This window comes from Pseudomonas sp. AFG_SD02_1510_Pfu_092, from assembly GCF_003331055.1.
GTDB lineage: Bacteria > Pseudomonadota > Gammaproteobacteria > Pseudomonadales > Pseudomonadaceae > Aquipseudomonas.
The window spans coordinates 152974-174256 of sequence record NZ_PUQD01000001.1 but is presented as its reverse complement, the minus strand read 5'-3'; the positions used below and the strand labels follow the sequence as shown (position 1 = coordinate 174256).

Here is a 21283-nt window from a genome sequence, read left to right as displayed (position 1 = left end):
GGTGATATCCCCTTGGGAGCGGGCGAGCCCGCGAAGAAGACCACGCAACACTCATGTGGAACCCCGTACATGCACCAGCAAAACATCCTGTTCGACCTCGACGGCACCCTGACCGACCCCCGCCTGGGCATTACCCGCTCGATCCAGTACGCCCTGGGCAAGCTGGGCATCGACGAACCGGACCTGGCCCGCCTCGAGCACTTCATCGGCCCGCCGCTGCTGCAGGCCTTCATGCAGTTCTACAGCTTCGATGAAGCCAAGGCCTGGGAAGCGGTGAACTTCTACCGGGAGCGCTTCCGCGTCACCGGCCTGTACGAAAACCTGCTGTTCGATGGTGTGCCGGAGCTGCTCGCTGCCCTGAACGGGCAAGGTCGCACGCTGTACATTGCCACTTCCAAGCCTTGGGAGTTCGCCCGCGAGATTGCCCGGCACTTTGCCTTCGACCACCATTTCAAGGTGATCTACGGCAGCGAACTGGACGGCACGCGCACCAACAAGGTCGAGCTTATTCGCCACCTGCTGGGAGAAGAAGGGCTGGACCCGGCGCAGACGCTGATGATCGGTGACCGCAAGCATGACCTGATCGGGGCGCGCAGCAACGGGGTGCAGGCAGTGGCGGTAGGGTATGGCTTTGGGAGCCAGGAAGAATTGCTGGCGGAAGAGCCGGCCTACCACTTTGCTACCTTGGCCGAGCTGCATCAGGCATTTCTCAAGGCTTGATGGCCATTGGGGCTGCTTTGCAGCCCATCGCCGGCAAGCCAGCTCCCACAGGTACCGCACATGACTTGAAATCGGGGCGGTCGGGGTGGGAGTTGGCTTGCCGACGATGGGCCGCAAAGCGGCCCCAAAATCTCACTGGCTGTCCATCAACCGCTGCAACGCCGCCTTCCTTTCTTCGATCGGCAACCGCCCCAGCTGCTCGACCCGCTCATAAAACCGCGCCCAGTCCCCAGCAACCTCCCGGAACAATGCCGCAAATGCCGGTACCCACTGGTCATACAGCCCGAACGGCAACAACTTGGCATTGTTCATCGGCCCGTACATCCAGGCGTCGTATCGCTTGTCGCCCTGCCACTGGCCATCGCGCAGTTGCCGGTATTCCCGTCTCAAACGCTCGAACTCCGCCTGCTTGGCCATCCGCTTGTGCGCATCGTCCAGCGGCCCGGCATAAATCGCCTGCAACCGCTCACGGCTGGTCAGCACCAGCCGGATGAACTGGTCACGCTGCGGCCCCTGGCCCCCACCGGCCGCAGCAAGCCCGCGCGCCACGCGCCATTGCCGTGTACCTTCCTGCTCGACGAAGGAGGCAAACGATTCGTTGAACTCGGTGTCATCCTGCACATAGCAGCGCTGATGGGCCAGCTCATGGAAGATCAACGTGGCCAGGCGCTCATCGCCCCAGCCAACCATCGACGACAGGATCGGGTCGTCGAACCAGCCCAGCGTCGAATAGGCCTCCACGCCACCCACGTACACATCCATACCCTGCTGACGCATCACCGCCGCCGCACCACGCGCTGCGCCTTGCCGGTAATAGCCGCGATAGGCCACGCACCCGGCAATCGGGAAGCAGTGGGTCACCGGCTGCAACGACAGCTCGGGGGTGGCGAATACATTCCAGACCACGTAGGGCCGGCCGAGGTTGGCGTATACCCGATAGCTGCGGTTGTCCGGCAGCTTCAGCTGTTGGCTGGCAAATACCCGGGCCTGCTCGGCATGTTGCAGGCGCGCGCGCAGTTGCGCGGACGTGGCCGGGTCAGCCATTACCTGCGCCACCGGCTGGCGCGCACGCAGCAGCTGCCACTGGCCCTCGGCCAGCTGCCCGTAATAGGCCGCGCTGCTACAACCGTTCAGCAGGAGCACCGCCAGCAGGGGAACCAACCGAGTGAAAACGCGGTCGAGTGGCCCAGGGCCTGAGCGCTGAAAAAGAATAAGTCGAAGCATCCGGGACTGTCTGACTCGCTCAAAGGCCGATTCACTCCAAGACTATCTCGCCAAGGGGACGTTTCGCCATGCGTGCACTGTTGGTCACCAGCTCACTGTTGCTGATATCCGCCTGTTCGACCTTGCCGGACCCAGACCCGAACCAGGCCTGGATCGACCTCACGCCCTATGACAACACCTCGCTGCACGCCATGCAGGTAGACGAACGCGACTGGGCCGACAGCCGCTATTTCGAAGTACAGCCCGGCAGCCACGAGTTGACGGTGCGTTATCAGTTCCCGGTTACCCCCAGCAACATCGGCCCGGTCGATGAGCCGCTGTGGCGTGATTGCCAGGTCAAGCTGACCTTCAAGGATTTCAGCGCCGGGCAGCGCTACCAGTTGCAGGCCGGCAGCATTGGTTTCCGCCCCTGGATCAAACTCTATGACTACCAGCAGAAACTCGTTGGCCAAGGCCTGCCAGCAGGCTGCCAACGCACCTGAACGGCACAAACGGCGCTATGCTTGTAGCGTGTAGATTGCAAGCGGGAGTCTTGCCATGCGCCAACCCATGATGCTGATCGCCCTCAGTACACTGGGGGCCTGCGCCAGCCCCTTGCCGCCGGTCGACCCCAAGCAGGCCTGGGTCGATCTGTACACCATGACCCCGGGCCGGGTGATCATGGCCGACCGCCTCGACGGCAAGCGCCTGGATGATGGCCGCTACTTCCAGGTGACCCCTGGCAAGCACGAACTGGTCGTGCGTTTCGATTATGAAATCTATTCGGGCGGCATGGCCATCAACCCCAGGGACCGAACCTGCTACCTGACCGTACGCTTCGACGACTTCAAGGCCGGTGAACGCTATCGCCTGGAAGCACGGGCCCCGGTGATGGAGCCGCAGGTGCTGCTGTACGACAGCAGCCGCAAGGTAGTGGTCAACGAGCCTAGCGAAGTGTTCTGCATTCCATGAGCCGGGGCCGCAAAGCGGCCCCGGGCGCTACCGATCATTTTTCTGGTAAATGATCTTCCTGGTCCCACCATCGCAGGTCCCGACCACCATGTTGGGGTCCTTGACCTCGCTGTTGGGCACGATCTCCAGGGTGTAGGAGGTAACCCCCTGAGCCTGGATCTTGGCCTCGATCTCGGTCTTGAGCTCCTCGCACGGCTTGACTGCCGCCAGCGCAGAGGTGGCGACCAGGGAAGCCAGCACGGCGATTGCTACGCGAATCATGAAACGGCTCCTGAAGGGGCAGCATGCTGCCGACGCTGTTCAGACTACAGCAAACTACCCTCGTTGCACGGCTTCAACCTACCAGCGCGGCATCCAGGCTGATCTTCGCGTTCAGCACCTTGGACACCGGGCACCCGGCCTTGGCCTTGTTGGCGATCTCCAGGAACTGCGCCTCGCTTGCCCCGGGTACCTTGGCCCTGAGCACCAGGTGCACGGCGGTAATGGCAAAGCCGTCAGGCTGTTTGTCGAGGGTGACTTCGGCAGCCGTGTCGATCCGGTCCGGGGTGAGCCCCGCCTCGCCCAGCATCATCGACAGCGCCATCGAGAAGCAGCCGGCGTGCGCTGCGCCAATCAGCTCTTCCGGGTTGGTTCCGGGCGAACCCTCGAAACGGGTATTGAAGCCGTAGGGGTTCTGCTTGAGCGCGCCGCTTTCCGTGGAAAGCAGGCCTTTGCCGTCCTTCAGCCCGCCTTGCCAGATCGCCGATGCTGTCTTTTTCATGATGCCTCCTGGTCACTGAGTTGCTTACCTACGGTTCAGAGGCCCACTTCGTACAGCAAGTTCAGCGCAATCCGACCGCGAGCATTGAATCCAACGAATGCGCCCATACAGAGTCATAAAGGCCTCTGGCCAACCACTTTTGCGGAGGCTCCATGACCCAGCTGCGTGATCTGAAAATTTCCACCCTCGACCTGGTGCCGGTGCGCGCCGACGCCGGCCCTGCGCAGTCGCTGCGCAACTCGCTGGACCTGGCGCAGCATGTCGAGCGCTTTGGTTACAACCGCTTCTGGGTGGCCGAGCACCACAACATGGACGGCATCGCCAGTTCGGCAACCTCGGTGCTGATCGGCTACCTGGCCGGTGGTACCTCGAGCATTCGCGTGGGCTCTGGCGGGGTCATGCTGCCCAACCATGCGCCGCTGGTGATCGCCGAACAGTTCGGCACCCTCGCCAGCCTGTACCCGGGGCGCATCGACCTGGGCCTGGGCCGCGCCCCGGGTTCCGACCAGATGACCGCCTATGCCTTGCGCCGTGACCGTGCCGGCGGCCCGGACGATTTCCCGGATGACGTCGAGGAATTGTCACGCTATCTCGGCCCGCGTACCGATGATCAAAAAGTGATCGCCGTGCCTGGCCACGACACCGAGGTGCCGATGTGGCTGCTCGGTTCCAGCCTGTTCAGTGCCCAGCTGGCCGGGATGCGCGGCATGCCCTACGCCTTCGCCTCGCACTTCGCGCCGCGCCTGATGCACGAGGCGATCCGCGTGTATCGCAACCACTTCAAGCCCTCGACCACGCTGGACAAACCGTATGTGATGCTCGGCATCCCGATGGTGGTGGCGGATAGCGATGAACAGGCCGAGTACCTGGCCACATCGGTGTACCAGCGCATCCTCGCGCTGATTCGCGGGCAGAGCCTGATGCAAAAGCCGCCGGTGGAAAGCATGGATGGGCTGTGGCTGCCCCATGAGCGGGACGCGGTAGGCAGCTTCCTCGGCCTGGCGATGATCGGCAGCCCGCAGAAGGTGCGGGCCAAGGTGGAAGTGCTGCTGGAGCAGACCGGGGCAGATGAGCTGATGTTCACCTGTGATTTGTATGAGCATGCGGACCGGATTCGGTCCTATGAACTGCTGGCGCAGGCGCTCAAGACCGCGTGACCTTCTTCGCGGGCTTGCCCGCTCCCACAGGTACTCCACAGGTTTCAGCGTCTGTGCAGTCCCTGTGGGAGCGGGCGAGCCCGCGAAGACGCCAACACATCAACCGCGACGGTAGACAATCTCCTTGGTCCCACCTTCGCAGCTGCCAATCACCTTCCCGGCCGGGTCGCCCTTGTCGACGATCTCCAGTTTGTAGCCGGTGACCCCCTTGGCCTCCAGCTTGGCCGCAATCTCCGCCTTCAGTTCCTCGCACGGCTTGCCTGCTGCCAGCGCACCACCGGCCAGGGTCATCAGGCCCAGCGCCAGAATCAGTCTGTTCATCACTCGCTTTCCTTGTGCAGATGAAATCGGAAAGGGCGCCCGCCAAGGCGCCCCATCCCTGGATACCCCATCATGCCGGGCTCATCCAGCTCGGCAGTGTTTCAGCTGTTGGCGATGCGGAAGCCAACCTTCAGCGTGACCTGGAAGTGCGCCGCCTTGTTGTCGCGGATATGGCCCCGGGTGTCGATCACCTCGAACCACTCCAGGTGCTTGATGCTTTTGCCCGCTTCGGCCAGGGCGTTGTTGATGGCCTCCTCGATGCTGGTGGTCGACGACCCCACCAGTTCGATCTTCTTGTAGGTGTGATGATCGGTCATGAGCGCTCTCCTTGGATAACGGTGAGATTCAGCCTAGCAGCGCAGGCAGGGTTTACCTGCGAACCGTCACCGTTGGTAAAAGTTCGATCGCACTTTCGCTTCGCTTGGCAGTCGCAACCTCTACAGTCCACAACGCGAAGGAGAGTCAACATGCACCGCAATTCGCTGCGTAAAACGTCCCTGGAAAGTATGGAAGCCGAAATCGAGAGCCTTCTGAAGAGCCTGGAGAACCTCAAACATGACGCGTCGGAAGAATCTCAGAAGTCGGTGAAGGCCATCCGCAGCAACGCCGAGAGCGCCCTTCGGCATTCCCGCAGCCTGCTGAGCGATGCCTACGAGGAAGTGAAGCAGCGGACCCGCCAGACCGGCATCGCCACCCGTGATTACGCCCAGGAACACCCGTACACCACGGCGGGTGTTGCCATCGGCGCACTGGGCCTGCTGGCGGCCTACCTGCTGTGCAAGCGCAACTAAGCGCTCTGGCGCGCCAGTTCCGCACGTAACCACTGCGCCAACTGCTCGGCGCGCCCGTCCGCGGCGCGCCGGGGCACCCACAGTGCCAGCGCTGCAGCGGTAGGCGAAAAGCCCCACGGCGCTATCAGGCGGCCCGCCCGCAGGTCATCGGCGACCAGCGGCTGCGGCGCGATCGCCACGCCCAACCCGGCCACGGCAGCCTCCAGCAAATAGTACAAATGCTCGAAGGCCTGCCCGTAATGCAAGGCCGCTACGTCCAACCCCTGCTCCAGGGCCCAGCTCGGCCACGCCTGCGGGCGCGAAGTGGTGTGCAGCAAGGCCTCGCCCAGCAAGGCCTTGGCCGGTGCGCCCTGCAAGCGCTCACAACCGGCGAAATGCGGGCTGAGGACCGGCCCGATGCGTTCCTCGGCCAGCACATGCACCTGCATGTCCGCCGGCCACGGTGGCTCGGCATACACCAGCAAGGCATCCAGCCCCGGGCGGCGAGGGTCGAGGTCGCCTTCACCGGCCGACAGGTGCAGGCGCAGCTCAGGCAAATCGGCCTGCAGCCGCCCCAATCGCGGGATGAACCAGCGCGCCAGCAGGCTGCCCGAGCAGCCCAGCACGAACGGCGCCTCGCTGACATCACGGCTGAGCTCGGCACAGACACTGCGCAGGCGGTCGAAGGCTTCGCCACTGGCATCGCGCAGGCGCACGCCGGCATCTGTGAGTTTGATGCCACGCCCGTCCTTGACGAACAGCGCCACGCCCAAGTGCGCTTCAAGCACTTTGATCTGCCGGCTGACGGCGCCATGGGTAACGTGCAGCGCTTCAGCCGCCTGGCTGACGCTGTTGAGCCGGGCGGTAGCCTCGAAGGCTCGCAGGGCGTTGAGGGGAGGGAGGTCGTGGGCCATGGTAGCTGTGAGTTTTTCTGACAAGTTTGCGCAATCTTATCGGTTTTCAGCCGGGCTTGCCGTGGTTACAGTAAAGCCCATCACTCATTCATCACGCCCTGGAGCGCCCCATGACCCAGTCCCAATACCGCCCCGGCCCCGACGCCAACGGCCTGTTCGGCTCGTTCGGCGGCCGCTACGTGGCCGAAACCCTCATGCCACTGGTGCTGGACCTGGCCCGTGAGTACGAAGCGGCCAAGGCCGACCCGAAATTCCTCGAAGAACTGGCCTACTTCCAGCGCGACTACATCGGCCGCCCCAACCCGCTGTACTTCGCCGAGCGCCTGACCGAGCACTGCGGTGGCGCGAAGATCTTCTTCAAGCGTGAAGAGCTCAACCACACCGGCGCGCACAAGGTAAACAACTGCATCGGCCAGGTATTGCTGGCCAAGCGCATGGGCAAGAAGCGCCTGATCGCCGAAACCGGCGCCGGCATGCACGGCGTGGCCACCGCCACCGTGGCCGCACGCTTCGGGTTGCCTTGCGTGATCTACATGGGCGCCACCGACATCGAGCGCCAGCAGGCCAACGTGTTCCGCATGAAACTGCTGGGCGCCGAGATCGTCCCGGTGACTGCCGGCACCGGCACCCTGAAAGACGCCATGAACGAGGCCCTGCGCGACTGGGTCACCAACGTCGAAGACACCTTCTACCTGATCGGCACCGTGGCCGGCCCACACCCGTATCCGGCCATGGTTCGCGACTTCCAGTCGATCATCGGCAAGGAAACCCGCGCCCAGCTGCACGAGAAGGAAGGCCGCCTGCCAGACAGCCTGGTTGCCTGCGTCGGTGGCGGCTCCAACGCTATGGGCCTGTTCCATGAATTCCTCGAAGAACCCAGCGTACAGATCATCGGCGTCGAAGCCGGCGGCCACGGCGTGCACACCGACAAGCACGCCGCCAGCCTGAACGGTGGCGTCCCCGGCGTGCTGCACGGCAACCGCACCTACCTGCTGCAGGACGAAGACGGCCAGATCACCGACGCCCATTCGATTTCCGCCGGCCTGGACTACCCGGGTATCGGCCCGGAGCATGCCTACCTGCATGAAGTGAAGCGCGTGGAGTACGTCAGCATTACCGACGACGAAGCGCTGGACGCGTTCCACGCCACCTGCCGCCTGGAAGGCATCATCCCGGCCCTGGAAAGCTCCCACGCCCTGGCCGAGGCGATCAAGCGCGCACCGAAGCTGCCCAAGGACCACCTGATGGTCGTGTGCCTGTCGGGCCGCGGTGACAAAGACATGCAAACCGTCATGAACCACATGGCCGCCCAGGAGAAACAGGCATGAGCCGTCTTGAACAACGCTTCGCCGAGCTGAAGGCCGAGGGCCGCTCGGCACTGGTCACCTTCGTCACCGCAGGCGACCCCGGCTATGACGCCTCGCTGCAGATCCTCAAGGGCCTGCCGGCAGCCGGTGCCGACGTGATCGAACTGGGCATGCCGTTCACCGACCCGATGGCCGACGGCGTAGCCATCCAGCTGGCAACCCTGCGTGCCCTCGAAGCTGGCCAGACGCTGGCCAAGACCTTGCAGATGGTTCGCGAATTCCGTGTGGATAACCAGGCCACGCCGATCGTGCTGATGGGCTACTACAACCCGATCCACCGCTTTGGCGTGGAAGCGTTCGTGGCTGAAGCCAAAGAGGCGGGCGTCGATGGCCTGATCATCGTCGACTTGCCGCCGGAGCACGACGCCGAACTGGCCACCCCGGCCCAGGCTGCAGGCATCGACTTCATCCGCCTGACCACCCCGACCACCGACGACGCGCGCCTGCCGCGGGTGCTGGAGCGTAGCTCCGGGTTCGTCTACTACGTGTCGGTGGCCGGCGTGACCGGTGCCGGCTCGGCGACCACCGAGCATGTCACCGAGGCCATTGCCCGCCTGCGTCGGCATACCGATCTGCCGATCAGCGTGGGTTTCGGCATTCGCACGCCAGAGCAGGCGGCCGCCATTGCCCGCCTGGCAGACGGCGTGGTGGTGGGCTCGGCGCTGGTCGACAAGATCGCCCAGGCCAAGGGTGCCGAGCAGGCGGTGAACGACGTCCTGAGCCTGTGCTCGGCACTGGCTGAAGGGGTGCGCGGCGCTCGGCGCTGAACCGCGTCGCCTGCTTCGCGGGTAAACCCGCTCCCACAGGTTTTTCACAGCTTTCAGTATCTGTGTGGTCCCTGTGGGAGCGGGTTCACCCGCGAAGAGGCCGGCACAGGCTACACAACTCTAGCCCCCAAAAATCGAAAGATCCAAAGGCCTCACAGCCCCCATCCAGATCGCATGATCGCGGTGGTCGGCCAGTTCATCCCCGGTCAGCGGGTGCATGAACACCACCAGCCCCTTGCGATACAGCGCCAACCAGGGCAACACCACCCCCACCACCTCTGGCCCGAACGCCAACTGGCAGCTCCAGTCCGGGTGTGGCCCCACCGGCTTCTGGTGCATGCGCCCCATGCTCACCGGAAACAACCGCGCCGCCTCTTCGCACAGTTCACGCGCCTGCTCGATGGTCGCTGCGTCGTAGTAAACGTGGGCGTGATAGCCCTTGATCCTCTGCACGATAACTCCTGATTGCGGTCCAACCATCACCACCTGCAAAGGGAGTGATGCAGTGAAAAACGCCGAAACCCCAGTGTTCAAACTGGTCCTGTTCGGGCCTGAAAGCAGCTTGGGCAGTGCCCTGATGGTCGAGCTGCTGGCGCGCCAGCATGAGGTTACCGCCGTGGTCGATGACCTCAACCGCCATGCGCCACGCCCGGGTCTGCATTTCAAGATAGGCGGGCTGGGCGATGCCGACCAGGCGGAGCAGGGCGCAGCAGGCGGCTCGGCAGTGATTGCGCTGCTGTCGACACTGGCGCCGGGCGACCTGCCGCGGCAGGCGAGCATGAGCGAGGCGCTGCTGGCAGGGCTCAAGCGCACGACTATACGCCGGCTGTTGCTGGTGGGCGATTTCGACGTGCTGGATGAACCGGGCAAGTACAGCGCAGTGCAGCGGGCATGTGTGGATCAGGTGGTCGATGGGCTGCAACGCAGTGAGTTGCACTGGACGCTGATCAATGCGCCCGCAGAACTGGCTGGCTTGGGGATGGAGCATTTTCGCAGTACCGAGGGCACCCTGGAGCCGGGGTTGGCCGAGCCGTTGCGGCGCTTGGCCAGGGTCGCGGCGGGGATGGTGGACATGCTGGAGCTGGACTTGCACCGGGGCGAGCATCTGAACTTCGTGGTCTAGATTGCCAGGGCTGTGCAGCCCATCGCCGGCAAGCCAGCTCCCACACGGACAGCGCCATGTTCCAGGCTTGTACAGCACCTGTGGGAGCTGGCTTGCCGACGATGGGCCGCAAAGCGGCCCCGGGTATGTCACAGGCTACGCTCCTGCTCCAGCCAATCCACAAACCGCTCGATCAACGCCCCACGCCGCTTGCGCGGCGGCAACACCGCGTAATAGCCCCGCGCCGACCGCAAACTCCCCGCCAATGGCCGGCACAGCAAGCCTTGCTCCACCAGCCCATCCACCAGGTGCCCCCAGCCAATCGCCACGCCCTGCCCGGCAATCGCCGCCTGAATCAACAACGTGTAGTTATCGAACCGCAACTGCCCAGCCGGCGGCGGGCTGGCGACGCCAAACCCGCGAAAGACCCCAGCCCAATCAAACCAGCGGCTGGCCTGCTCGCCCTTCAGATGGAGCAGGGGCAATCGTTGCAAACCCTCGGCTGACAAGGGTTTGCCATGAACCAGCCGAGGGCTGCACACCGGGAACACTTCCTCATCGAACAACCAGCGGCTCTCGCCCTGGTGAAAGCGCCCGTCACCAAACAACACCGCCACATCGATGTCCGGGCGCAACATGCCCTGGCTGCGTTCACCGGTCACCAGGCTCACATCCACCTGTGGATAAGCCTCGTGAAAGCGCTGTAGCCGGGGCATCAGCCAGAACGCCGCAAAGGCGAAGTCAGTTGCCACCTGCAACACCTCGCGCTGGCCACGCCCGCTGGCTTGGGCAACGCCGTCTTCCATGGCCTGCAGGCCTTGATGCACTTGTTCGAACAGCAGCTGGCCAGCCTCGGTCAGCTCGATGCCCCGGTAGATGCGGTCGAACAAGCGTGTGCCCAACTGTGCCTCCAGCCGTTTGACCTGCTGGCTGACCGCCGGCTGGGTAGTGCCCAGTTCCAGCGCTGCGGCGGTAAAGCCACGCAGGCGCGCAGCAGCCTCGAACACGCGCAAGGTATCCAGCGACAGCTCGGTGAGGTGCTCGAACATAAGCTTGGCTAATCCCAGTCATTGCCCGCCGTGGGCTTTACCCATGTTAGCCGCAGTCGCATCTTGGTAGGCAAGCGGTTCGCATAACCCTCGACGATGGAAGCCACCATGACGCGTCCGAATATCCTGTTCATCATGGCCGACCAGATGGCCGCACCGTTGCTGCCGATCTACGCCCCTTCGCCCATCCAGATGCCGCACCTGAGCCGCCTTGCCGAGCAGGCCGTGGTGTTCGATTCGGCCTACTGCAACAGCCCGCTGTGCGCGCCGTCGCGCTTCACCCTGGTCAGTGGCCAGTTGCCCAGCCACATCGGTGCCTACGACAACGCTGCCGATTTCCCCGCTGATGTGCCCACTTACGCCCATTACCTGCGTCGCCTGGGCTACCGCACAGCGCTGTCGGGCAAGATGCACTTTTGTGGCCCCGACCAGCTGCACGGCTACGAAGAGCGACTGACCAGCGATATCTACCCGGCTGACTACGGTTGGGCGGTGAACTGGGACGAACCGGATGTGCGCCCCAGCTGGTACCACAACATGTCCTCGGTGCTGCAGGCCGGCCCCTGTGTGCGTACCAACCAGCTGGATTTCGACGAGGAAGTGCTGTTCAAGGCGCGTCAGTACCTTTACGACCATGTGCGGGAAAACGACGGCCGACCGTTCTGCCTGACCGTGTCGATGACCCACCCGCACGACCCGTACACCATTCCCAAACGCTACTGGGACCGTTACGAGGGTGTGGATATCCCCATGCCCCGCGCCGAGTTCGCTCAGGAGCAACTCGACCTACACTCGCAGCGCCTGCTCAAGGTTTACGACCTGTGGAACAAGCCGCTGCCGGTGGACAAGATCCGCGACGCCCGCCGTGCCTACTTCGGCGCCTGCAGCTACATCGACGACAACATCGGCCAGCTGCTGCAGACGCTGGACGAATGCAACCTGGCCGAAAACACCCTGATCGTGTTCTCTGGCGACCACGGCGACATGCTTGGCGAACGCGGCCTCTGGTACAAGATGCACTGGTTCGAGATGTCGGCCCGGGTACCGCTGCTGGTGCACGCCCCACAGCGCTTCGCGCCCGCTCGGGTCACCGCCTCGGTGTCCACCTGCGACCTGCTGCCGACCCTGGTCGAACTGGCCGGCGGCGCTGTGGATAACCAGCTGCACCTGGACGGCCGCTCGCTGCTCGGCCACCTGCAAGGGCAGGGCGGCCACGACGAAGTGATTGGCGAGTACATGGCCGAAGGTACTGTCGGCCCGCTGATGATGATCCGCCGTGGGCCTTACAAGTTCGTGTACAGCGAAGACGACCCATGCCTACTCTATGACCTGAGCCGCGACCCGCACGAGCGGGAGAACCTCACCGGCAGCCCGGACCACCAGGCGCTGCTGCAGGCATTTGTCGATGAAGCACGCCAGCGCTGGGACATCCCCACGCTGCGCCAGCAAGTGCTGGCCAGCCAGCGCCGCCGCCGCCTGGTGGCCGAAGCACTGGCCATCGGCAAGCTGAAAAGCTGGGACCACCAACCCATGGTGGACGCCAGCCAACAGTACATGCGCAACCATATCGATCTCGACGACCTCGAGCGCAAGGCACGTTATCCACAGCCCGCACCCTTGGAAAGAGTATAGAGAGGCCGCCATGCAGAAGTTCTCCGCCGCTGTGTTCGCCCTGGCCATGAGCCTGGGCGCAGGCACCGCCGACGCCGCCGACAGCGATGCACAATGTACCACCGTGAAAATGGCCGACCCCGGCTGGAGCGATATCGCCTCGACCAATGCCGTGGCCAGGTTGCTGCTGGAAAGCCTCGGTTATCAGGTAAAGATCGACAGCCTGGCTGTACCGATCATCTACGGCGGCCTCAAGGATGGCCGGGTCGATGCCTTCCTCGGCAACTGGATGCCGGCGCAGCAGGGTTTCCATGACAAGTTCATCGCCAACGGCGATGTACAGCAACTGTCGCGCAACCTGGAGGGAACCGAATTCACCCTGGCAGTGCCCGATTATGTGTGGAATGCCGGGGTGAAGGATTTCGCCGACCTGCAGAAACACGCCGGCGAATTCGACAAGAAGCTGTACGGGATTGGCTCCGGCGCCCCGGCCAACCTGTCGCTGAAGGAGATCATCGACAACAATGAATTCAACCTCGGCCAGTGGAAGCTGGTGGAGTCCAGCGAGCAGGCGATGCTGGCGCAGGTCGACCGGGCGGTGAAAAAACGGCAGTTCATCACCTTCCTGGGCTGGACCCCGCACCCGATGAACGTGAAGCTGAAGATGCATTACCTGAGTGGCGGGGAAAAGTGGTTTGGCAGCAAGGGCGAGGTGTATACCCTGGCTCGCAAAGGTTATCCACAAGCCTGCCCCAACGCCGCCAAGCTGCTGGCTAACCTGAAGTTCACGCTGGACATGGAAAACGCCATCATGGCCGAGGTTGTGGACAAGAAAGTCAGCTTCGATGCTGCGGCCAAGGGCTGGGTGAAGGCCCATCCCGAAGTGCTGGACGGGTGGTTGACCGGGGTGACGAGCAAAGCTGATGGCAATGCGCTGGAGGCTGTCAAAGCCAGGCTGTAGTCTCCGGCACGACGCGCGCTCTGTGGAGCGGGTTCACCCGCGAATGCTGCATCGAATGTACCGCCGCATTCGCGGGTAAACCCGCTCCCACAGAGGACAGTGAACCTTCGGAACTGTAGAAATCTCATGCATCGCATCATCCACCTGCTGCCCTTTATCTCCTGGCTGCCCCACCAATCGGGCCGCAGCCTGCGCCAGGACCTGCTGGTGGGCCTGAGCGGTGCCATCCTCGCCCTGCCACAATCCATAGCCTATGCCCTGATCGCCGGTCTCCCCGCCGAGTACGGGCTGTATGCCGCCATCGTGCCGGTGCTGATCGCTTGCCTGTGGGGCTCGTCCTGGCACCTGATCTGCGGCCCGACCGCCGCCATTTCCATCGTTCTCTACGCCAGCATCAGCCCGCTGGCCGTGGCCGGCAGCGCCGACTACGTCACCCTGGTGCTGTTGCTGACCTTTCTCGGCGGCCTGTTCCAATTGCTGCTCGGGCTTTTGCGCTTCGGCGCACTGGTCAATTTCGTCTCCCACTCCGTGGTGCTCGGCTTCACCCTGGGCGCCGCCATCGTCATTGCCCTGGGCCAACTGCCCAACCTGCTGGGCATGGACCTGCCCAGCCAGCCCACGGCACTGAAAACCGTGCAGGACCTGGCCAGCCATGCCGGCGAGGTTGACCTGCCTTCCTTGCTCCTGGGCTTGGCCACCGTGATGGTCGGCGTGGCCTTCAAGCTCTGGCGCCCACGTTGGCCGAGCCTGTTGATAAGTCTGATCCTGGTCAGCCTGCTGGCTTGGCTGCTGCCCGGCTTCTTTGGCCATGTACCGCGCGTGCCGGCGTTCACCGGCCAGTTGCCGCCCTTCAGCCCGCTGCCTTTGCTGGATGTGGAGTTGATCCTGCGCCTGCTGCCCAGCGCCGTGGCAGTGGGCATGCTCGGGTTGGTCACAAGCCTGTCGATTGCCCGCTCGTTGTCAGCACGTTCGGAGCAGTTGATTAACGCTGATCAGGAAATTCGCGCGCAGGGCCTGTCGAACATCTTCGGTGCGTTGTTCTCCGGTTACCTGTCTTCCGGCTCGTTCACCCGCTCCGGGTTGAGTTACGACGCCGGCGCCCGCTCGCCCATGGCCGGTGTGTTCTCGGCGTTGTGGGTGGCGTTGTTCGCGGTTGCCGGCGCCGGGCTGATCGCCCACCTGCCGATCCCGGCGATGGCTGGCAGCATTCTGCTGATCTGCTGGGGATTGGTGGACCACCGGGGGATTCGCGCGCTATTCCGGGTCAGCCGCTCGGAGTTCCTGGTCATGGCGCTGACGGCTGCCGCGACCTTGTTGCTGGAATTGCAGACAGCCATCTACGCGGGGGTGCTGGCGTCGCTGTTCTTCTACCTGAAGCGCACGTCACGGCCACGGGTGCAGCAAAGCCGCGAAGGGGAGGCGGATGTGCTGCGGGTGGGCGGGTCGATCTTCTTCGGTGCGGCGCATTACCTGCAGGTGCGCCTGCAGCGCTGCCAGGGGCCGCATGTGGTGATCGATGCGCGGCAGGTGAACTTCATCGACTACTCGGGTGTGGATATGTTGCACCGTGAAGCGCGGCGGTTGCGGCGGGCGGGGGGGAGCCTGACCTTGCACCGGGCCAGGCCGCAGGTGATCGAGGAATTGCAGAAGCTGGAAGGGGTGGAGTTGTGCCCGATCCGGTTTGAGGAATGAGGTCGGGTTGAGATTCTGGGGCTGCTGCGCAGCCCATCGCGACACAAGGCCGCTCCCACAGGGAGTATGGTGTACACCGAACCCATGTGGGAGCGGCCTTGTGTCGCGATGGGCCGCGAAGCGGCCCCGCAATCTCAGCCCCGTGCCAGCTGCCGGCGCAACTCAGCCAAAACCGGCGCGGTATCCGGCCGAACCCCACGCCAGATGAAGAACGCCTCAGCCGCCTGCTCGGCCAGCATCCCCAACCCGTCCAGCACCTTGGCCGCCCCCAGTTTCTCGGCCCACTGGCAAAACGGCGTCGGCTCCTTGCCATACATCATGTCGTAGCAAACCGTACGCCCGGCCTCGACCAGGCTGTCGGCGATCGGCGGCAATTCCCCGGCCAGGCTCGCCGAAGTGGCGTTGATGATCACATCCACCGGCTCCTGCAACCAGGCAAACCCGCTGGCCACCACCGGCCCCAGCTCATCGAACTCACGCGCCAGCTGCTCGGCCTTTTCCACGGTACGGTTGGCAATTACCAGCGACTGCGGGTGGTGCGCCAGGATCGGCTCCAGTACGCCACGCACTGCACCGCCAGCACCGAGGATGAGAATGCGCTTGCCCGCCAGCGCTACCCCGGCATTCACCGTCAGGTCGCGCACCAGGCCCGCGCCATCGGTGTTGTCGCCCTGCAAAGTGCCGTCGGCCAGTTTGCTCAGCGTGTTCACCGCGCCAGCGCGGCGGGCACGCGGGGTCAGGCTGTCGCACAGGCGGTAGGCCTCTTCCTTGAACGGCACAGTGACGTTGCCGCCACTGCCTTGCTTGAAGAACCCGCGCGCGCAGTCGCTGAATTCGTCCAGCGGCGCCAGCAGCGTGGCGTACTCCAGGTCCTGACCGGTCTGCTCGGCGAACAGGCGGTGGATCAACGGCGATTTGCTGTGGCCGATGGGGTTACCAAAAACAACGTACTGGTCCATGACGGCTCCTTGGTTATCCACAGAGTTATTGGGCGAGCCAGTCGCGGTCCTGCAGGAAGTACTCGGTCAGGCGCGCCTCTTCGCTGCCAGCCGCGGCCTTCCAGTCGTAACCCCAGCGCACCTGCGGCGGCAGCGACATGAGGATAGACTCGGTGCGGCCGCCAGACTGCAGGCCGAACAGGGTGCCACGGTCGTAGACCAGGTTGAATTCCACGTAGCGGCCGCGACGGTACTCCTGAAACTCGCGCTGCTGCGGGGTGTAGGGCGTGTCCTTGCGGCGTTGGACGATCGGCAGGTAAGCGTTGACGTAGGCATCACCGATGGCGCGGATGAAGGCGAAGCAGGTGTCGAAGCCCCACTCGTTCAGGTCATCGAAGAACAGGCCGCCGATGCCGCGTGGCTCGCCACGGTGCTTGAGGTGGAAATAGCGGTCGCACCAGGCCTTGTAGCGCGGGTACACATCGGCGCCGAACGGCGCGCAGGCCTGCTCGGCCACGCGGTGCCAGTGGATGCAGTCTTCTTCGTTGCCATAGTACGGGGTCAGGTCGAAGCCGCCCCCGAACCACCACACCGCTTCTTCACCTTCCTTTTCGGCGATGAAGAAACGCACATTGGCGTGGGAAGTCGGCACATGCGGGTTGTGCGGGTGAATCACCAGCGACACGCCCAGCGCCTCGAAGCCACGGCCCGCCAGTTCCGGGCGGTGGGCGCTGGCCGACGGTGGCAGGCCGGCGCCGAATACGTGGGAGAAGTTGACCCCGCCTTTCTCGATCACCTTGCCATCGCCGATCACCCGCGTGCGGCCCCCGCCACCGGCTTCGCGCACCCAAGCGTCCTCGACGAAGCGGGCGCCGCCGTCTTCGCTTTCGAGGGCAGAGCAGATGCGGTCTTGCAGGTCGAGCAGGTAGGCTTTCACGGCCTCGGTGCGGCTAGTCATCGGGTCACCAGGAACGGGCAGGGAAGAATTCGCCGCGTAGCATACCACCGCCAGCCCACGCGCCGCAGTTGACGGCGATCAAGCAAAGGCGTCCGATAGAAGGCCTTTCCCGATCCCGACAACAGGAGTGCGAGATGGCCAAGCGTATCCAGTTCAGCCAGCATGGCGGCCCGGAAGTGTTGCAACTGGTGGAGTTCGAACCCGCTCCGCCAGGGCCGCAGCAGGTGCGTGTGCGTAACCACGCAATCGGCCTGAACTTCATCGATACCTACTTCCGCAGCGGGCTGTATGCGCCGCCTTCCCTGCCTTCGGGCCTGGGTACCGAGGCGGCGGGGGTGGTCGAGGCGGTAGGCGAAGGCGTGACGCGGCTGAAGGTTGGAGACCGCGTTGCCCATGCCGGCGGCCCGCTGGGGGCGTACAGCGAGGTGCATACGCTGCCGGAGGCCAACCTGGTCAAGCTGCCCGACAACATCAGCTTCGAGCAGGCAGCGGCGGTGATGCTCAAGGGTTTGACCGTGCAGTACCTGCTGAAGCAGACCTACCAGGTCAAGCCAGGCGATGTGATCCTGTTCCACGCGGCGGCCGGTGGCGTGGGTTCGCTGGCATGCCAGTGGGCCAAGGCCCTCGGCGCCAGGCTGATCGGCACCGTGAGTTCTGCCGAGAAGGCCGAGCGGGCCAAGGCGCTGGGGGCCTGGGCGACCATCGACTACAGCCGCGAAGATGTGGCCAAGCGGGTGCTGGAACTGACCGACGGCAAGAAATGCCCGGTGGTGTATGACGGCGTCGGCGCCGACACCTGGCTGACCTCGCTCGACTGCCTGCAACCGCGTGGGTTGATGGTGAGCTTTGGCAATGCCTCGGGTGCGGTGAGCGGGGTGAACCTGGGGATTCTGGCGCAGAAGGGCTCGCTGTATGTGACCCGGCCGACCTTGGCCAGCTATGCCAACAATGCCGAGAACACCCAGGCCATGGCCGATGACCTGTTTGCCATGATTGGCAGCGGCAAATTGGTTGTGGATATCCAGCAGCGGTATCCGCTGAGTGAGGCGGCCAAGGCGCAGGCGGAGCTGTCGGCGCGGCGGACTGTGGGTTCCACAATTCTGCTTCCTTGACTTCCTCGCACAGGTACTGCACCGATCTTGAGTGCAGTGCCATCCCTGTGGGAGCGGGCATGCCCGCGAAGCAAGCACCGCGGTGCATGGCACCGGCACCGCCGGTGTTCGCGGGCGCGCCCGCTCCCACAGGTACTGCATCAACCTTGAGTACGGTGCTAGCCCTCTGGGAGCAGGCTTACCGGCGATGGCGCCACTACAAGCACTGAAGACTCAAAAGGTCGTGCCCACAGTATCCTTTGACCACCGTACTTAAGCTGTTCAAGAGAATCGCGAAGCCGCTTCGCATTCCGTTCACTGGCAAGCAAGTGCTCGGTCTGGTCAAGGTTAGAATTCGGATAATCTTGGATCGTCATCTTTGGATTATTTCCTCGGTGGTGACGACTCGATGCCATCGAGAATCGCCTCTACCAATCCCTCAGCCAGTTCAATGGAATGCAAGCTCGACCAATACATGCCACGGCCCTCTTCGCGCAGGTATTCGAGGGCTTTGGAGCCCGTCTCATACGCACCGCGCAGGTACAGGGCTACATGGACCAAGGCGTCTTCGGCGGAAATGTTCGGGTTTACGGTGAACAGCGGTTCGTGGCCGGCATCGCAGCGACCGAAGGGGCGGGTGGAGGTGCAGGGCAGGGGTGGATCGGGGACAATTTTCTTCATCATTGGAAAATGCTCCTAACGCCGCCAACCATCACTACCACGTGAATGGGTGGCGACTGTACGCGAGGTGGTAGACCCGGGCATTTTCCAATCCAGGCAGGCTCGAAAGCCTCCCACGCACAGCCGCCATAGACTGCCATGGAAAAAATGCATCCGGGCTACCACACCCGATCGCCAAGTTATTCGGCGATGGATAAAGCCTAGGGGCACTGGTTCCCACTGAGAAGGTGATGACAAGGGACGTGGCTCGTAGGATATTTCCCAAGCCGCAGGCTGGACAGCCCTTCGAGAGAAAATCAGAAAAATCTGCGTGGGCTTGGCGCTGACCTGTGGGAGCGGGCATGCCCGCGAACACGGGCGAAGCCCGTGCCAGGCGCCGCGTTGGATTCTTCGCGGGCTCGCCCGCTCCCACAGCGGATCGGGGCCGGCCTGTGGATATGTGTCAGCCCGGGCGAACGACTTCGCCAGTGGCCAGGTTGCGAATCACACTTGGGTTCTTCCTTCCGCCCAAGGCCCCGCCCAACACCAGGTCCAGCTGGCCATGGAAGTACTGCTCCACGCGCAACCGGGTCTTCGCCGCCGGGCGCCCACCGGGGTTGCACGAGGTGGAAATCAACGGCCCGACCAGCGCGCACAGCTCACGCACCACCGGGTGGTCACTGACCCGCAGCGCCACGGTGTCATGCTGCCCGGTCACCCACTCGGGCAACAGGTCCTGGTGCGGCACCAGCCAGGTGTTTGGCCCCGGCCAGGTGCTGCCCATGCGGTCGATCCAGTCTTCGGGGAAATCCTCGAACAAGAAGTCGAACTGGCGGATGTTGTCAGCGACCAGAATCAGCCCTTTATCCACAGGCCGCGACTTCAGCGCCAACAGGCGATACACCGCGTCCTCGTTCCACGGGTCACAGCCCAGGCCCCAGACCGCTTCCGTCGGGTAGGCGATCACCGCGCCCGCCCGGATCTCACGTGCGGCTTGTTGCACACGAAAACTGCTCACCATTTCTGTCACTCCGCCTAGATACCTTGCTTGTGCGCAGTGTACTTAGCCCGCGCGGGCAAACCAACGCCCGGCTTCATTGCTGACCCGGCCTTGCAGCTCCAGCTCGGTAAGCTGCGCCAGCACCTCGGCCAGCGGCTGCTCGCTACAGTGGGCCAGGCTTTCGCTGGTTTGCGGCGCGGCATGCAGCAGGGCAAGCAGGGGATGGTCGAATTTATCCACAACCGCAGGCGGCAGGTTCTGCCAGCCCTGCAGGCTTTCCAGGATCTGCTCCACGCTCTCCACCAACAGCGCGCCGTCACGGATCAACTGGTGGCAACCCTTGGCCCCCGGGTGATGAATGGAGCCCGGTATCGCATACACCTCGCGACCTTGCTCGGCCGCCAGGCGCGCAGTGATCAGCGAACCACTGGCCAGGCTGGCCTCGACCACCAGCACACCCAGCGACAGGCCACTGATGATGCGATTGCGCCGGGGGAAGTTGCCCGGCAGCGGGCCGGCATCCAGCGGGTACTCGGAAACCAGCGCGCCGCCCTGCTCGAACATGGCCTGCGCAAGCGCCTTGTGCCGCTGTGGATAAAGTTTTTGCAAGCCCGTACCGAGCACACCGATCGTGCCCCCGCCAGCCTGCAAAGCGGCCCGATGAGCGGCACCGTCAATGCCCACGGCCAAGCCACTGGTGATGGTAAAACCGGCCTGCGCCAGGTAGCGGGAAAATGCCGCAGCGGTATCCAGTGCCGGCGGTGAAGCACGCCTGCTACCCACGATGGCCAGCTGCGGGCGCTCGAGCAACGCCGGGTCACCGGCGACGAAAAGCAGCGGTGGAGCATCATCGATTTCCGCCAACAATGGCGGGTAGCCGGGGCCGTCGAACATCAGTAAATGCTGGCCCGGGCGCTCTAGCCAGGCCATTGCGGCCAAGGCCCCGTCACGTACTTCGGCACTGCGCCGGGCATCGATACTGGCCTGGGGTATGCCCAATGCGCGCCAGGCGCCGGCCGGTGCGCACAGCGCAGAAGAGGCACTGCCGAATGCTTCCAGCAAGGCGCGAAAGCGGCGCAGCCCTGTGTCGGGCAGGCGGTGCAGGCGCAATCGCGCCTCCAGTTCGGCAGGCGAAACAGACGACGAATGGTAAGCGGGCATGAGGATCATCCTTGATCGAAACGGGGCCATCGGCGTGGCACAAGCTGTGGATAACTGTGTTGATAACGCTTTGACAACCTGTCCATCGAATGGGCTATAAGCTGGCCCT

Annotated in this window: 25 protein-coding genes; 12 read left to right on the top strand and 13 right to left on the bottom strand. The window is 63.9% G+C overall.

Annotated features, from left to right (window positions below; genetic code table 11):
* Window positions 1-69 precede the first annotated feature (69 nt).
* On the top strand, window positions 70-720 hold the full coding sequence (locus C6A77_RS00870; protein WP_114167620.1) for an HAD family hydrolase: 651 nt from the start codon (window positions 70-72) through the stop codon (window positions 718-720).
* A gap of 132 nt (window positions 721-852) precedes the next feature.
* Here the strand turns inward: C6A77_RS00870 and C6A77_RS00865 are convergent, their stop codons facing one another.
* The gene (locus C6A77_RS00865; RefSeq protein WP_114167619.1) at window positions 853-1944 is read right to left on the bottom strand and encodes an aminopeptidase; all 1092 of its coding nucleotides are present in this window, start codon (window positions 1942-1944) and stop codon (window positions 853-855) included.
* A gap of 68 nt (window positions 1945-2012) precedes the next feature.
* On the opposite strand from C6A77_RS00865, the gene C6A77_RS00860 reads away from it, so the two are divergent.
* Both C6A77_RS00860 and C6A77_RS00855 read left to right on the top strand, forming a co-directional pair.
* Window positions 2013-2426, top strand: a complete 414-nt coding sequence (locus tag C6A77_RS00860; RefSeq protein ID WP_114167618.1) for a hypothetical protein — start codon at window positions 2013-2015, stop codon at window positions 2424-2426.
* 55 nt (window positions 2427-2481) lie between these two features.
* On the top strand, window positions 2482-2895 hold the full coding sequence (locus C6A77_RS00855; protein WP_114167617.1) for a hypothetical protein: 414 nt from the start codon (window positions 2482-2484) through the stop codon (window positions 2893-2895).
* 27 nt (window positions 2896-2922) lie between these two features.
* Here C6A77_RS00855 and C6A77_RS00850 read toward each other — a convergent pair whose 3' ends face one another.
* Together C6A77_RS00850 and C6A77_RS00845 are read right to left on the bottom strand one after the other, a co-directional pair.
* Window positions 2923-3156 (bottom strand): DUF1161 domain-containing protein, encoded by a 234-nt coding sequence (locus tag C6A77_RS00850; RefSeq protein ID WP_114167616.1) that lies wholly within the window; start codon window positions 3154-3156, stop codon window positions 2923-2925.
* Between the two features lie 73 nt (window positions 3157-3229).
* The gene (locus C6A77_RS00845; RefSeq protein WP_114167615.1) at window positions 3230-3655 is read right to left on the bottom strand and encodes an OsmC family protein; all 426 of its coding nucleotides are present in this window, start codon (window positions 3653-3655) and stop codon (window positions 3230-3232) included.
* A gap of 152 nt (window positions 3656-3807) precedes the next feature.
* Here C6A77_RS00845 and C6A77_RS00840 point away from each other — a divergent pair, with 152 nt between their 5' ends.
* Window positions 3808-4812: an LLM class flavin-dependent oxidoreductase gene (locus tag C6A77_RS00840; protein ID WP_114167614.1), complete on the top strand. Its 1005-nt coding sequence runs from the start codon at window positions 3808-3810 to the stop codon at window positions 4810-4812.
* Window positions 4813-4911: 99 nt separating this feature from the next.
* Here the strand turns inward: C6A77_RS00840 and C6A77_RS00835 are convergent, their stop codons facing one another.
* Window positions 4912-5133 (bottom strand): DUF1161 domain-containing protein, encoded by a 222-nt coding sequence (locus C6A77_RS00835; RefSeq protein ID WP_114167613.1) that lies wholly within the window; start codon window positions 5131-5133, stop codon window positions 4912-4914.
* Between the two features lie 101 nt (window positions 5134-5234).
* A complete protein-coding gene (locus C6A77_RS00830; protein WP_013970282.1) occupies window positions 5235-5450 on the bottom strand; it encodes a dodecin in 216 nt (71 codons plus the stop codon).
* Window positions 5451-5600: 150 nt separating this feature from the next.
* On the opposite strand from C6A77_RS00830, the gene C6A77_RS00825 reads away from it, so the two are divergent.
* Window positions 5601-5924, top strand: a complete 324-nt coding sequence (locus C6A77_RS00825; protein ID WP_114167612.1) for a DUF883 family protein — start codon at window positions 5601-5603, stop codon at window positions 5922-5924.
* On the opposite strand, the gene C6A77_RS00820 is transcribed toward C6A77_RS00825, so the two are convergent.
* Window positions 5921-6817, bottom strand: a complete 897-nt coding sequence (locus tag C6A77_RS00820) for a LysR family transcriptional regulator (RefSeq protein WP_114167611.1) — start codon at window positions 6815-6817, stop codon at window positions 5921-5923. The genes C6A77_RS00825 and C6A77_RS00820 overlap by 4 nt on opposite strands.
* A 110-nt stretch (window positions 6818-6927) precedes the next feature.
* Between C6A77_RS00820 and trpB the strand changes: the two genes are divergently transcribed.
* Together trpB and trpA are read left to right on the top strand one after the other, a co-directional pair.
* Window positions 6928-8145 (top strand): tryptophan synthase subunit beta, encoded by a 1218-nt coding sequence (gene trpB, locus C6A77_RS00815; RefSeq protein WP_114167610.1) that lies wholly within the window; start codon window positions 6928-6930, stop codon window positions 8143-8145.
* Window positions 8142-8951: a tryptophan synthase subunit alpha gene (gene trpA / locus C6A77_RS00810; RefSeq protein WP_114167609.1), complete on the top strand. Its 810-nt coding sequence runs from the start codon at window positions 8142-8144 to the stop codon at window positions 8949-8951. The genes trpB and trpA overlap by 4 nt, the downstream gene beginning before the upstream one ends.
* 120 nt (window positions 8952-9071) lie before the next feature.
* Here the strand turns inward: trpA and C6A77_RS00805 are convergent, their stop codons facing one another.
* Window positions 9072-9404: a DOPA 4,5-dioxygenase family protein gene (locus C6A77_RS00805; protein ID WP_114167608.1), complete on the bottom strand. Its 333-nt coding sequence runs from the start codon at window positions 9402-9404 to the stop codon at window positions 9072-9074.
* A gap of 52 nt (window positions 9405-9456) precedes the next feature.
* On the opposite strand from C6A77_RS00805, the gene C6A77_RS00800 reads away from it, so the two are divergent.
* A complete protein-coding gene (locus C6A77_RS00800; protein ID WP_114167607.1) occupies window positions 9457-10074 on the top strand; it encodes an NAD(P)H-binding protein in 618 nt (205 codons plus the stop codon).
* Window positions 10075-10202: 128 nt separating this feature from the next.
* Here the strand turns inward: C6A77_RS00800 and C6A77_RS00795 are convergent, their stop codons facing one another.
* Window positions 10203-11102, bottom strand: a complete 900-nt coding sequence (locus tag C6A77_RS00795; RefSeq protein WP_114167606.1) for a LysR family transcriptional regulator — start codon at window positions 11100-11102, stop codon at window positions 10203-10205.
* Window positions 11103-11210: 108 nt separating this feature from the next.
* Here C6A77_RS00795 and betC point away from each other — a divergent pair, with 108 nt between their 5' ends.
* From betC to C6A77_RS00780, 3 genes are all read left to right on the top strand, one after another.
* The gene (gene betC / locus C6A77_RS00790) at window positions 11211-12734 is read left to right on the top strand and encodes a choline-sulfatase (protein WP_114167605.1); all 1524 of its coding nucleotides are present in this window, start codon (window positions 11211-11213) and stop codon (window positions 12732-12734) included.
* 10 nt (window positions 12735-12744) lie between these two features.
* Window positions 12745-13674 carry a choline ABC transporter substrate-binding protein gene (gene choX, locus C6A77_RS00785; RefSeq protein ID WP_114167604.1) on the top strand — a complete coding sequence of 310 codons (930 nt, stop codon included), beginning with the start codon at window positions 12745-12747 and terminating at the stop codon, window positions 13672-13674.
* Between the two features lie 126 nt (window positions 13675-13800).
* Window positions 13801-15366, top strand: coding sequence for a SulP family inorganic anion transporter (locus C6A77_RS00780; protein WP_114167603.1), 1566 nt, complete (start codon window positions 13801-13803; stop codon window positions 15364-15366).
* A 134-nt stretch (window positions 15367-15500) separates the two neighbouring features.
* On the opposite strand, the gene aroE is transcribed toward C6A77_RS00780, so the two are convergent.
* Window positions 15501-16325 (bottom strand): shikimate dehydrogenase, encoded by an 825-nt coding sequence (aroE, locus tag C6A77_RS00775; protein WP_114167602.1) that lies wholly within the window; start codon window positions 16323-16325, stop codon window positions 15501-15503.
* 25 nt (window positions 16326-16350) lie between these two features.
* Window positions 16351-17262: an oxygen-dependent coproporphyrinogen oxidase gene (gene hemF, locus C6A77_RS00770; RefSeq protein ID WP_114167601.1), complete on the bottom strand. Its 912-nt coding sequence runs from the start codon at window positions 17260-17262 to the stop codon at window positions 16351-16353.
* A 134-nt stretch (window positions 17263-17396) separates the two neighbouring features.
* Here hemF and C6A77_RS00765 point away from each other — a divergent pair, with 134 nt between their 5' ends.
* Window positions 17397-18374: an NADPH:quinone reductase gene (locus tag C6A77_RS00765; protein WP_114167600.1), complete on the top strand. Its 978-nt coding sequence runs from the start codon at window positions 17397-17399 to the stop codon at window positions 18372-18374.
* 363 nt (window positions 18375-18737) lie between these two features.
* Here the strand turns inward: C6A77_RS00765 and C6A77_RS00760 are convergent, their stop codons facing one another.
* From C6A77_RS00760 to dprA, 3 genes are all read right to left on the bottom strand, one after another.
* A complete protein-coding gene (locus C6A77_RS00760; RefSeq protein WP_114167599.1) occupies window positions 18738-19037 on the bottom strand; it encodes a hypothetical protein in 300 nt (99 codons plus the stop codon).
* Between the two features lie 439 nt (window positions 19038-19476).
* Window positions 19477-20034: an L-threonylcarbamoyladenylate synthase gene (locus C6A77_RS00750; RefSeq protein ID WP_015268440.1), complete on the bottom strand. Its 558-nt coding sequence runs from the start codon at window positions 20032-20034 to the stop codon at window positions 19477-19479.
* 42 nt (window positions 20035-20076) lie between these two features.
* Complete coding sequence (gene dprA, locus C6A77_RS00745; RefSeq protein WP_114167598.1) at window positions 20077-21174, bottom strand: DNA-processing protein DprA; 1098 nt, start codon at window positions 21172-21174, stop codon at window positions 20077-20079.
* Between the last annotated feature and the right edge of the window lie 109 nt (window positions 21175-21283).

Coding starts and splice junctions, on each gene's coding strand:
- C6A77_RS00870 (WP_114167620.1), top strand. CDS start 70: ATGCACCAGCAAAACATCCTGTTCGACCTCGACGGCACCCTGACCGAC.
- C6A77_RS00865 (WP_114167619.1), bottom strand. CDS start 1,944: ATGCTTCGACTTATTCTTTTTCAGCGCTCAGGCCCTGGGCCACTCGAC.
- C6A77_RS00860 (WP_114167618.1), top strand. CDS start 2,013: ATGCGTGCACTGTTGGTCACCAGCTCACTGTTGCTGATATCCGCCTGT.
- C6A77_RS00855 (WP_114167617.1), top strand. CDS start 2,482: ATGCGCCAACCCATGATGCTGATCGCCCTCAGTACACTGGGGGCCTGC.
- C6A77_RS00850 (WP_114167616.1), bottom strand. CDS start 3,156: ATGATTCGCGTAGCAATCGCCGTGCTGGCTTCCCTGGTCGCCACCTCT.
- C6A77_RS00845 (WP_114167615.1), bottom strand. CDS start 3,655: ATGAAAAAGACAGCATCGGCGATCTGGCAAGGCGGGCTGAAGGACGGC.
- C6A77_RS00840 (WP_114167614.1), top strand. CDS start 3,808: ATGACCCAGCTGCGTGATCTGAAAATTTCCACCCTCGACCTGGTGCCG.
- C6A77_RS00835 (WP_114167613.1), bottom strand. CDS start 5,133: ATGAACAGACTGATTCTGGCGCTGGGCCTGATGACCCTGGCCGGTGGT.
- C6A77_RS00830 (WP_013970282.1), bottom strand. CDS start 5,450: ATGACCGATCATCACACCTACAAGAAGATCGAACTGGTGGGGTCGTCG.
- C6A77_RS00825 (WP_114167612.1), top strand. CDS start 5,601: ATGCACCGCAATTCGCTGCGTAAAACGTCCCTGGAAAGTATGGAAGCC.
- C6A77_RS00820 (WP_114167611.1), bottom strand. CDS start 6,817: ATGGCCCACGACCTCCCTCCCCTCAACGCCCTGCGAGCCTTCGAGGCT.
- trpB (WP_114167610.1), top strand. CDS start 6,928: ATGACCCAGTCCCAATACCGCCCCGGCCCCGACGCCAACGGCCTGTTC.
- trpA (WP_114167609.1), top strand. CDS start 8,142: ATGAGCCGTCTTGAACAACGCTTCGCCGAGCTGAAGGCCGAGGGCCGC.
- C6A77_RS00795 (WP_114167606.1), bottom strand. CDS start 11,102: ATGTTCGAGCACCTCACCGAGCTGTCGCTGGATACCTTGCGCGTGTTC.
- betC (WP_114167605.1), top strand. CDS start 11,211: ATGACGCGTCCGAATATCCTGTTCATCATGGCCGACCAGATGGCCGCA.
- choX (WP_114167604.1), top strand. CDS start 12,745: ATGCAGAAGTTCTCCGCCGCTGTGTTCGCCCTGGCCATGAGCCTGGGC.
- C6A77_RS00780 (WP_114167603.1), top strand. CDS start 13,801: ATGCATCGCATCATCCACCTGCTGCCCTTTATCTCCTGGCTGCCCCAC.
- aroE (WP_114167602.1), bottom strand. CDS start 16,325: ATGGACCAGTACGTTGTTTTTGGTAACCCCATCGGCCACAGCAAATCG.
- hemF (WP_114167601.1), bottom strand. CDS start 17,262: ATGACTAGCCGCACCGAGGCCGTGAAAGCCTACCTGCTCGACCTGCAA.
- C6A77_RS00765 (WP_114167600.1), top strand. CDS start 17,397: ATGGCCAAGCGTATCCAGTTCAGCCAGCATGGCGGCCCGGAAGTGTTG.
- C6A77_RS00760 (WP_114167599.1), bottom strand. CDS start 19,037: ATGATGAAGAAAATTGTCCCCGATCCACCCCTGCCCTGCACCTCCACC.
- C6A77_RS00750 (WP_015268440.1), bottom strand. CDS start 20,034: ATGGTGAGCAGTTTTCGTGTGCAACAAGCCGCACGTGAGATCCGGGCG.
- dprA (WP_114167598.1), bottom strand. CDS start 21,174: ATGCCCGCTTACCATTCGTCGTCTGTTTCGCCTGCCGAACTGGAGGCG.